Source organism: Victivallis sp. (assembly GCF_048170485.1).
GTDB lineage: Bacteria > Verrucomicrobiota > Lentisphaeria > Victivallales > Victivallaceae > Victivallis.
In genome coordinates this window covers 1-7,796 of the sequence record NZ_DBEXAY010000307.1, presented here as the reverse complement: position 1 = coordinate 7,796, position 7,796 = coordinate 1, and the positions used below count along the sequence as shown (strand labels likewise).

Below are 7,796 nucleotides of genomic sequence, written 5' to 3'. Positions count from 1 at the left end.
CCGGAACGGCCCGCCCGGCCGGCCCGCGAGAAGCTCATCCCCCGGCCCGGTCCGCAGAACTGTCTTGCCGAGCACACCTTTGAAAACTTCATCGTCGGTGCGGAAAACCGTTACGCCTTCGCCGCCGCCAAAACCGCCGCGGAGGAACCGGGCGTCTACAATCCGCTCTACCTCTACGGCGCCAGCGGCGTCGGCAAGACCCACCTGCTTCAGGCGGTGACTGCCGAAGTGCACAAGCGCAATCCGGCGATGGTCGTCCGTTACGCCACCTGCGACGAGCTGCTCAACGATTTCTACAACCTGCTTCAGCAGCACAAGAGTCTGAGTGAATTCCGCTCCTCGGTCCGCGATGTGGATGTGCTGCTGGTCGATGACATCCACAGCCTGGCCAAGAAGACGCAGATGCAGGAGGAGTTCTTCAACCTCTTCAACACGCTCTACGGCCAGCACAAGCAGATCATCCTGACTTCGGACCGGCAGCCGTGCGAAATCTCCGACATCGACAAGCGGCTCGAATCCCGGTTTGAATCGGGCATGACCGCCGAAGTCGGCGCTCCGGAATATGAGGCGCGCCTCGCCATCCTGCGGATGTGGCGCAACGACATCCTGAGCAAGGCGCCGCTCGGCGACGAGTTCCTCGAATTTCTCGCGGCGAACATCTCCTCGAACGTCCGCCGCCTCAAGGGGGCGTTCATCCGGCTGGCGAGCTATGCGTCGTTCAGCGGCAACGACAAGCTGACGATCGAGCAGGCCGAAGAGCTGCTCCACAGCCAGCTCGCCCAGGAGAGCGCCGCCCGCGACATCTCGATCGAATCGATTCAGCGCACCGTCGCCGGTCACTTCGGGATCACCCTCTCCGATATCCTCGGGGAAAAGCGCACCCGCACCGTCGCCGAGCCGCGCATGATCGCGATGTACCTCTGCCGCGAGCTGACCTCCAACTCCTCCACCGAAATCGGTGCGGCGTTCGGGCGCAACCATGCGACCATCCTCCACGCCGAAAAGAAGGTGCCGCAGCTCTGCTCGGAGAACGAGATCATCCGCCGCTCCATCACCCAGCTCAAACGACAGCTCCAGCGCGGCTGAATCACGAAAAATTCTCAAAAAAAACACCTGCCGGAGTTGAAAAAATTCCGACAGGTGTTATTTTATTCTCAGAGTTGATCTAACGATAGAGCAATCAGGAATCTCGATTCGGAATGCAGCCGACGCTGAAAGATGTCGCCAAACTGGCGGGAGTCTCCTTTACGCTGGTCTCCAAATATTTGAACCGGAATCCGCAGGCGCGGATGACGCCGGAGACGCGCGAGCGCATCGACCGCGCCATCGCCGAACTCGGCTACCGGCCGTCGGCGGCGGCCCGTTCGCTCCGCCGGGGATGCACCCGCACGCTGGGGCTGGTGATCGGCAATCTGACCAACGCCTACTTCGCCCACTTCGCCGACGCCGCACTGCGCGAAGCGAACACGGCCGGGTATCAGCTGCTGATCTCGCTCTGCGGCGAAGGGGAGACCGGGGAGGCACTGCAGAGCCTGCTCGACCGGCAGGCGGATGCAATTCTCTGCAACGCCCCGCTGGAACCGGCAGACCCGGCGGCACTGCAGCTGTGCGCCCGGGGAACACTGCTGGCGATCACCGATCAAGTGCAGGCGGGAATCCCCTCTGCCGGCATCGATCTCAAACAGCCGCTGTGCGAAGCGGTCGCATGGTTCCGCGCCCGGAATCACGCGACAGTAACCGGACTTTTCTTCGAACACTCCAGCTGGCCGGAAGAGTTCCGGGAGGCGTGCGAAGCGAACGCTGTTGCTCCCCGCATCGCGATCATACCGATGGAGGAGGAACAACGGATGGATGCTCTGCGCGCCATCTGCCGCACCGCCCCCGGCGCCATCCTCACCAACGGCTGGCAGACCACGACCATGCTGCTCGAACTGCTCGCGGAGGAATTCCCCGGCTATCATCCGGAGATTGTTCTGCACTGCAACTTTGCCGGCCCGTTCCTCCGCGACCCGCACATCGCCGGTGTGATTCACAGCTCCAGCCGCGCCCTGATCCACGAGGCGGTCGCGGCGCTGATCCATCGGCTGGATGATCCTGCGCACCCCGTCGCCGACCTCCGGCTCCCGGCGGAATTTCTTCCGCGCGACCTCTTCGGCAGCAAGCTGCCGATCCCCGCGCGCCTGTCACTCACTTGAACACAATATGGTGAACCATTGAAAAACACTGCATTGCTCTAACGTTGTATCGGAGAAAAAAAGATGAAATTCACCGTAGGATACCAGCCGCGGCCGACGCGGGACTTTCTCGATGCGATTCTGGCGCACCGGGAGGCGATTGCCGAGGTGTACTTTCCGTGGGGCGATCTGCCGAACGGACGCGGCACGCTGACCGGATTTCCGGGCGAACAGCCTTTTGAAGTGCGGAACAAGCTGGTCGAGGCGCTCGCGGAGTTCTCCGCCGCCGGAATCGGCCTCAATTTGCTGCTCAACGGCAACTGTTACGGCCGACGCAGCCAGTCGCGGGCGTTCTTTCAGGAGATCGGCGACGCGGCCGACTGGATCCGCAATCGTTTCGGACTCGCCTCGGTGACGACGACTTCGCCGCTGATCGCGAAGTTCCTGAAGACCAACTTCCCCGAAGTCGAAGTGCGCGCCTCGGTCAACATGGAGATCGGCACCGTGCAGGGGATGGAGTATCTCGCCGACTGGTTCGACGGCTACTATCTGAAACGGGAACTCAACCGCGATTTCGCGAAGATCTGCGAACTGCGCCGCTGGTGCGACGACAACGGCAAAAAACTTTACTGCCTCGCCAACAGCGGCTGTCTCAACTTCTGCTCGGCGCACAACTTCCACGACAATCTCGTCGCCCACGAACATGAAATCGCCGAAATGGACAACGCCTACGAGTTCCGCGGGGTCTGCTTCGACCACCTTTCGAAACCGGAGAAGCGGCGGAACTTTCTGCGCGACACCAACTTCATCCGCCCGGAGGATCTGCCGCTCTACGAATCCTGTTTCGACGCGGTCAAGCTCGCCACCCGGACCAATCGCAACCCCGTGGCCGTGCTGGAGGCCTATCTCGGGGGCCGTTTCTCCGGCAATCTCCCGGAACTGCTCGAACCCAACCACGCCGAGCGATTCTATCCGGCAGTGATCGAAAACGGCCGCCTGCCCATCGATTTCGGCAGGACGGTGCTTCACTGCTCCCAAAACTGCGCGGAATGCGGCTATTGCGCCGCCGCGCTCGAACAGAGCCTGATTCAACTTCCAACCATCGGAGATGAAATATGACATTGACAAGCGAAATGGTCAAGCAGGCCGCACTGGCCGCCGGAGCCGACCTCTGCGGCATCGGCGACATGGCGCGGTTCGAAGGCGTCCCGAAAGAGATGGACCCGCGGTACATCTTCCCCGAGGCGACCCGGGTGATCGGGCTGGTATTCCGCATTCCGCGCGGCGTCCAGCGCGGCATCGAGGAGGGAACCCAGTTCTACCAGTATCCGTCGATGGCCTACGGCGGCATCAACGAGATCTACGCTCCCGCCGTACTCTACTCGCTCGGCAAACTGATCGAGGATCACGGTTATGAAGCGGCGGTCTACCGCAACACCGGCGCGCGGGGCGTGGTCTCCGACATGGATGGCTCGCCCGGCAACACCCTCTCGCCGGAAGAGCAGATCGAAGTGATGGAACAGGCTAAGACCAAGACCGCCCATCACCGCTCCGTGCAGTTCACCCGTCCGGTCCGCGAGGGGAACGTCGCGCCCGACCTGCAGTTCCACTTCCGGCTGGCGGCGGTCGCCTGCGGCCTCGGCGAAATCGGCTGGAGCAAGATGTTCCTCACGCCGCAGTTCGGCCCGCTGCAACGGGTGGCCTTTCTCTTCACTGACGCTCCGCTCGAACCGGATCCGATGTACTCCGGGCCGCCGATCTGCCGCCGCTGCATGGCCTGCGTTCGCGAGTGCCCCGGCCAGTGTCTGAGCAAGACGGAAAGCATCGTCGTCAACGTCGGCGGCAAGAAGTGCGAATGGGGCAAGCTTGACGAGTGGAAATGCTACGCCTTCTACACCCATGCCGGGCGGAAGTTCAACCCGTTCGTGCCGAAAGAGGTGTTCGACAAGAACGAGAACGGCTGTCTCGATCTGCTCGAAGGCAAGGCTCCGGCCAACGAAAAGGAGATCATGAAGGTCTACGGCGCGCTGGAGAAATACTTCCCCACCTGGGTCGGTTACAACATGGCCAAGTGCGGCGGCTGCATCCGCGCCTGCGTGAGCATGCTGGAGAAAAAGGGCGGCTGCATGGAGCACCGCTTCAAGGAACCGCTCCGCACCGGCAAAGCCTGGGTCATGGATCGCTAGAGGAGAATCATCATGCTGAACAGCGAAATCATCAAGAAAAAGGCGCTGGAATTCGGCGCCGATCTCGTCGGCATCGGCGATATCAGCCTCTTCGCCGGAACCAATCCCCAGCGCGACCCGCTGCAGATTCTGCCGAAGGCGAAGTGCATCATCGGCTGCGGCTTCCGGGTGCCGCGCGCCCTCTACCGGGCGATGGACTCGCAGCGGCAGTTCTTCAACTACACCCAGCTCGGCGTCAAATACATCGACGAGGAGCTTGCGGAGATCTTCCTGCTCAAGATGGGCGGACTGATCGAAGACGAAGGGTACGACGCCTGTCTCCAGCGCAACGTCTCCAATCTGCGCATCAAGGGGGATCACACCACCAATCCGGAGCTGATCGACACCTATGAACTGGTTCACGCCGAACCGGTTGCCCCGGGGAAACCGGCGCCGGACATCATCATCGACTTCGCCCAGGCGGCGCAGATCTGCGGACTCGGTGCGGCGGGTGCGGCCGGCAACATCATCGTGCCGAAGTTCGGCCCGTTCGTCCGTTTCGTCTTCATCGTGACCGATGCGCCGCTCGAGACCGACGCGCCGTTCGGGCAGTCGCTGTGCGACCGGTGCGGCGAATGCGTCAAAGCCTGTCCCGGCCACGCGATCTCGCTGGAGGAAGGCGTCAACACCTGGCAGTGCGCGGTGTACTACCGCGGCGCACACCGGTCGAATCCGTTCCAGCCGAAGGATTTCCTCGCCGGGAATCCGAAGCGCGAAGCCATTCTCGACGGGACAAAGGTGTTCGACCGGGAGAGCGCCCGAGCACTCTATCCTGAGCTGGATTTTCTGCCCCACCGGACCGGATACGCCCCCTGCCTGTGCGGGAAGAAATGCGACATCGCCTGTTACAACCACTTAAAAGAGAAGAATCTGTTATGAATCACACGCTCAAGGAAGAACTTGTGGAAGTGTTCCGGAAGAACGGCGCCGACCTCGTCCGTTTCGGCAACGTCGAACGGTTCGAAAACGAGGCGGTGCGGGAGATTTTTCCGGGAACGAAGACCGTGATCGGCGCGGCATTCCGCGTGCTCCGCGGCGCCCGGCGGGGGATTGAAGAGGGTTCCACCTACTATCAGTACACCACCTGCGGCGTCGAAACCATGGAGGAGACGGTCATGCCGATGGCTCTGCTCCGCGCCTGCGCGGTTCTGGAAGACCACGGCTTCGAAGCCCTCCCCCAGCGCCGCAACCAGACCATCATGGAGGAGGAAGACAGCACCAATCCGGAGATCGAATTCCAGGCGATCTACCGGGGGAAAACGGCGGAGAAACAGCTCGATTTCGAAGCGTGCGCCGTCCTCTGCGGACTCGGCGAACGCGGGCTCTCCGGCACGCTGCTCACCGATGACTTCGGCCCCTTTCAGCGCTACGTCTTTCTGCTGACCGACGCCGAAATCGAGCCGGACCCGATCGTCGAGCCTCATCTCTGCGACCACTGCGGCAAATGCGTCGAGGCCTGCCCGGGTCACGCGCTCAGCAAGGAGGGGAAACTTGACCGCTGGCAGTGCGCCGCCTACTACATCGGGGCGAACATGCACTACAACCCCTTCATGCCGGCGGAGTTCCTCGCCGGCGATCCGGACCGGCTCGCGATCATCGCCGGAGAAGCGCAGCTCACGCCGGAACGGGCGCGCGAGGTGATGGAGCACATCACCTTCTACCCGCCGATGAAGCACTGCTACCCGGCGAGCATCTGCGGGAAGGCGTGCGACACCGCCTGCTACATCCATCTGGAAGAGAAAGGGGTGCTCAAGCGCAAGTTCCGCACGCCGTTCCGCAAGCGCGAAGCGTGGAAACTGCCGTTGCTCCCCGAACCGAAATGATTCAACCGCAATCCTCACGGCTCCATATGGCGCCGTGAGTTGCGGTACTCGCCCGGCGGAATGCCGGTCTCCCGGCGGAATGCAAGCGAAAGCGCCATATCGGAGCCGTAGCCGCACCGCCGGGCAATCTCGGCAAGCGTGAGATCGGTACTGTCCAGCAGATGGCGGATCTGGTTGAGCCGGATCTCCAGCAGAAAACGGCTCGGACTTTTGCCGAAATGGTTCCGGAAGAGCCGGATCAGCATGCCGCGCGAAACGCCGGCCACTCCCGCGGCATCCTCCACGCCGATGAGGTTCATATAGTTCTGCAGAAAGAAGCTCACCGCGCGGGCGAGCCGCAGGTCGGCGACCGCCAGTGTATCGGTGCTGCGGCGGGAGATCACCCCGGCGCTGGTGGAATAGACCATCCGTTCCGGCACCGGTTCCCCCGCCATCATCCGTTCGAGCAGCTCAACCATCTTGCTGGCCAGTTCGCCGAATTCGCCGCTGATGCAGCTGGTCGGCACGGCGGCATTCTCCGTAATCATGGGATTGTCAGTATTGACCATGACGGCGACCTCCTCCGGCACCCGCACGCACAGGTCGTCCAGAATCCGGTAGACCAGCGCAAGGCGGCGGGGGCTCGGCAGGATCAATGCGAACGGCCGTTCGATCGAACCGAAGAAATCCCGCAATTTTTCCGAGCCGTGCCGGTAGTCCTTCTGCAACTCGGAATCGAAGGCGAATTTCGGCTGAATCAATGCAAAATTCCGTTCAGCAAGCGCCAGCTTCAACGCGGTCTGGATGTGACGCGGCTTGCCGTCCAACATCGATGCCGGAACGCTGGGCGGCGTAGTGACGAAACGGGTAAACCCCTTGCCGATGAAGTAATCGGCGATCATCGATGCAATCCGTTCGGTGTCGGGGCGGACCGTCCGGATATTCCTTCGCGGCAGCAGAATCCGCGACACCACCGGTGTCTGCTCGAAGCGGTCGATCACCGACAACTCCTTCTGCGTCAGATAGTCCGAAAGCACCCCGTCGCCGAACCAGCGCCGCGGAATCTTCTCCCCACAGCACTCCACCGACCAGCCGTGCAGACGTCCGAACTCGTAGATGTGATTCAACAAGACTTCATTCGGCTCCCGGAGAGCACAGAGCACATGTTTCATCGCCGCCTCAAGTGCACAAACAATATACCACTACCAATAAACAATATATTGACTTTTTTATTTGTTTCAAGTATAATGTAAAAAGAAACACCGAAAAACATCACAGGCCGGGTTCATCATAAAGGAGGAGACCATGCAGAAAAACAGCGGCACATCGAGCAACTGGAAAATTCATCGTTTTACGCTTATCGAACTCCTCGTCGTAATCGCGATCATCGCGATTCTGGCGGCCATGCTGATGCCGGCGCTCAACTCGGCGCGCACCACCGCGCGGGCGTCGACCTGCCTTTCGAACCAGAAGCAGGTCGGAACATGTATCGGAATGTATTCCAACGATTTCAACGATTGGTTCCCCATTGAGATCAACGCGGCGGAGGGCTGGTTTTTTAAACCGTGCCATGACGAGAATCTGAACGGCGGCAA

At 61.3% G+C, this 7,796-nt stretch carries 8 protein-coding genes; 7 read left to right on the top strand and 1 reads right to left on the bottom strand.

Features of this window, described 5'->3' with window-relative positions:
• The 6 genes from dnaA to ACMLHG_RS16035 form a co-directional block, all read left to right on the top strand.
• Nucleotides 1-1,086 (top strand): chromosomal replication initiator protein DnaA (gene dnaA, locus ACMLHG_RS16060; protein WP_417171138.1); only part of this gene is annotated, 1,086 nt, incomplete at its 5' end.
• A 113-nt stretch (nt 1,087-1,199) separates the two neighbouring features.
• Entirely contained in the window at nt 1,200-2,195 is a 996-nt protein-coding gene (locus ACMLHG_RS16055; RefSeq protein WP_295812312.1) for a LacI family DNA-binding transcriptional regulator, read from the top strand.
• A 63-nt stretch (nt 2,196-2,258) separates the two neighbouring features.
• Nucleotides 2,259-3,293 carry a hypothetical protein gene (locus ACMLHG_RS16050; protein WP_417171137.1) on the top strand — a complete coding sequence of 345 codons (1,035 nt, stop codon included), beginning with the start codon at nt 2,259-2,261 and terminating at the stop codon, nt 3,291-3,293.
• Nucleotides 3,290-4,360, top strand: a complete 1,071-nt coding sequence (locus ACMLHG_RS16045; protein ID WP_417171136.1) for a hypothetical protein — start codon at nt 3,290-3,292, stop codon at nt 4,358-4,360. Before ACMLHG_RS16050 ends, ACMLHG_RS16045 begins: the two co-directional genes overlap by 4 nt.
• A 12-nt stretch (nt 4,361-4,372) precedes the next feature.
• Nucleotides 4,373-5,278, top strand: coding sequence for a 4Fe-4S binding protein (locus tag ACMLHG_RS16040; protein WP_417171135.1), 906 nt, complete (start codon nt 4,373-4,375; stop codon nt 5,276-5,278).
• Complete coding sequence (locus ACMLHG_RS16035) at nt 5,275-6,222, top strand: 4Fe-4S binding protein (protein ID WP_294432976.1); 948 nt, start codon at nt 5,275-5,277, stop codon at nt 6,220-6,222. The genes ACMLHG_RS16040 and ACMLHG_RS16035 overlap by 4 nt, the downstream gene beginning before the upstream one ends.
• A 14-nt stretch (nt 6,223-6,236) precedes the next feature.
• Here ACMLHG_RS16035 and ACMLHG_RS16030 read toward each other — a convergent pair whose 3' ends face one another.
• Nucleotides 6,237-7,373, bottom strand: a complete 1,137-nt coding sequence (locus ACMLHG_RS16030) for a helix-turn-helix domain-containing protein (RefSeq protein ID WP_294432978.1) — start codon at nt 7,371-7,373, stop codon at nt 6,237-6,239.
• Between the two features lie 133 nt (nt 7,374-7,506).
• Here ACMLHG_RS16030 and ACMLHG_RS16025 point away from each other — a divergent pair.
• Nucleotides 7,507-7,796: prepilin-type N-terminal cleavage/methylation domain-containing protein (locus ACMLHG_RS16025; RefSeq protein WP_417171134.1), on the top strand; the 290-nt coding region annotated here is incomplete at its 3' end.

Excerpts from the sequence above, each read along its gene's own strand:
- ACMLHG_RS16055 (WP_295812312.1), top strand. The coding sequence starts at position 1,200 with ATGCAGCCGACGCTGAAAGATGTCGCCAAACTGGCGGGAGTCTCCTTT.
- ACMLHG_RS16050 (WP_417171137.1), top strand. The coding sequence starts at position 2,259 with ATGAAATTCACCGTAGGATACCAGCCGCGGCCGACGCGGGACTTTCTC.
- ACMLHG_RS16045 (WP_417171136.1), top strand. The coding sequence starts at position 3,290 with ATGACATTGACAAGCGAAATGGTCAAGCAGGCCGCACTGGCCGCCGGA.
- ACMLHG_RS16040 (WP_417171135.1), top strand. The coding sequence starts at position 4,373 with ATGCTGAACAGCGAAATCATCAAGAAAAAGGCGCTGGAATTCGGCGCC.
- ACMLHG_RS16035 (WP_294432976.1), top strand. The coding sequence starts at position 5,275 with ATGAATCACACGCTCAAGGAAGAACTTGTGGAAGTGTTCCGGAAGAAC.
- ACMLHG_RS16030 (WP_294432978.1), bottom strand. The coding sequence starts at position 7,373 with ATGAAACATGTGCTCTGTGCTCTCCGGGAGCCGAATGAAGTCTTGTTG.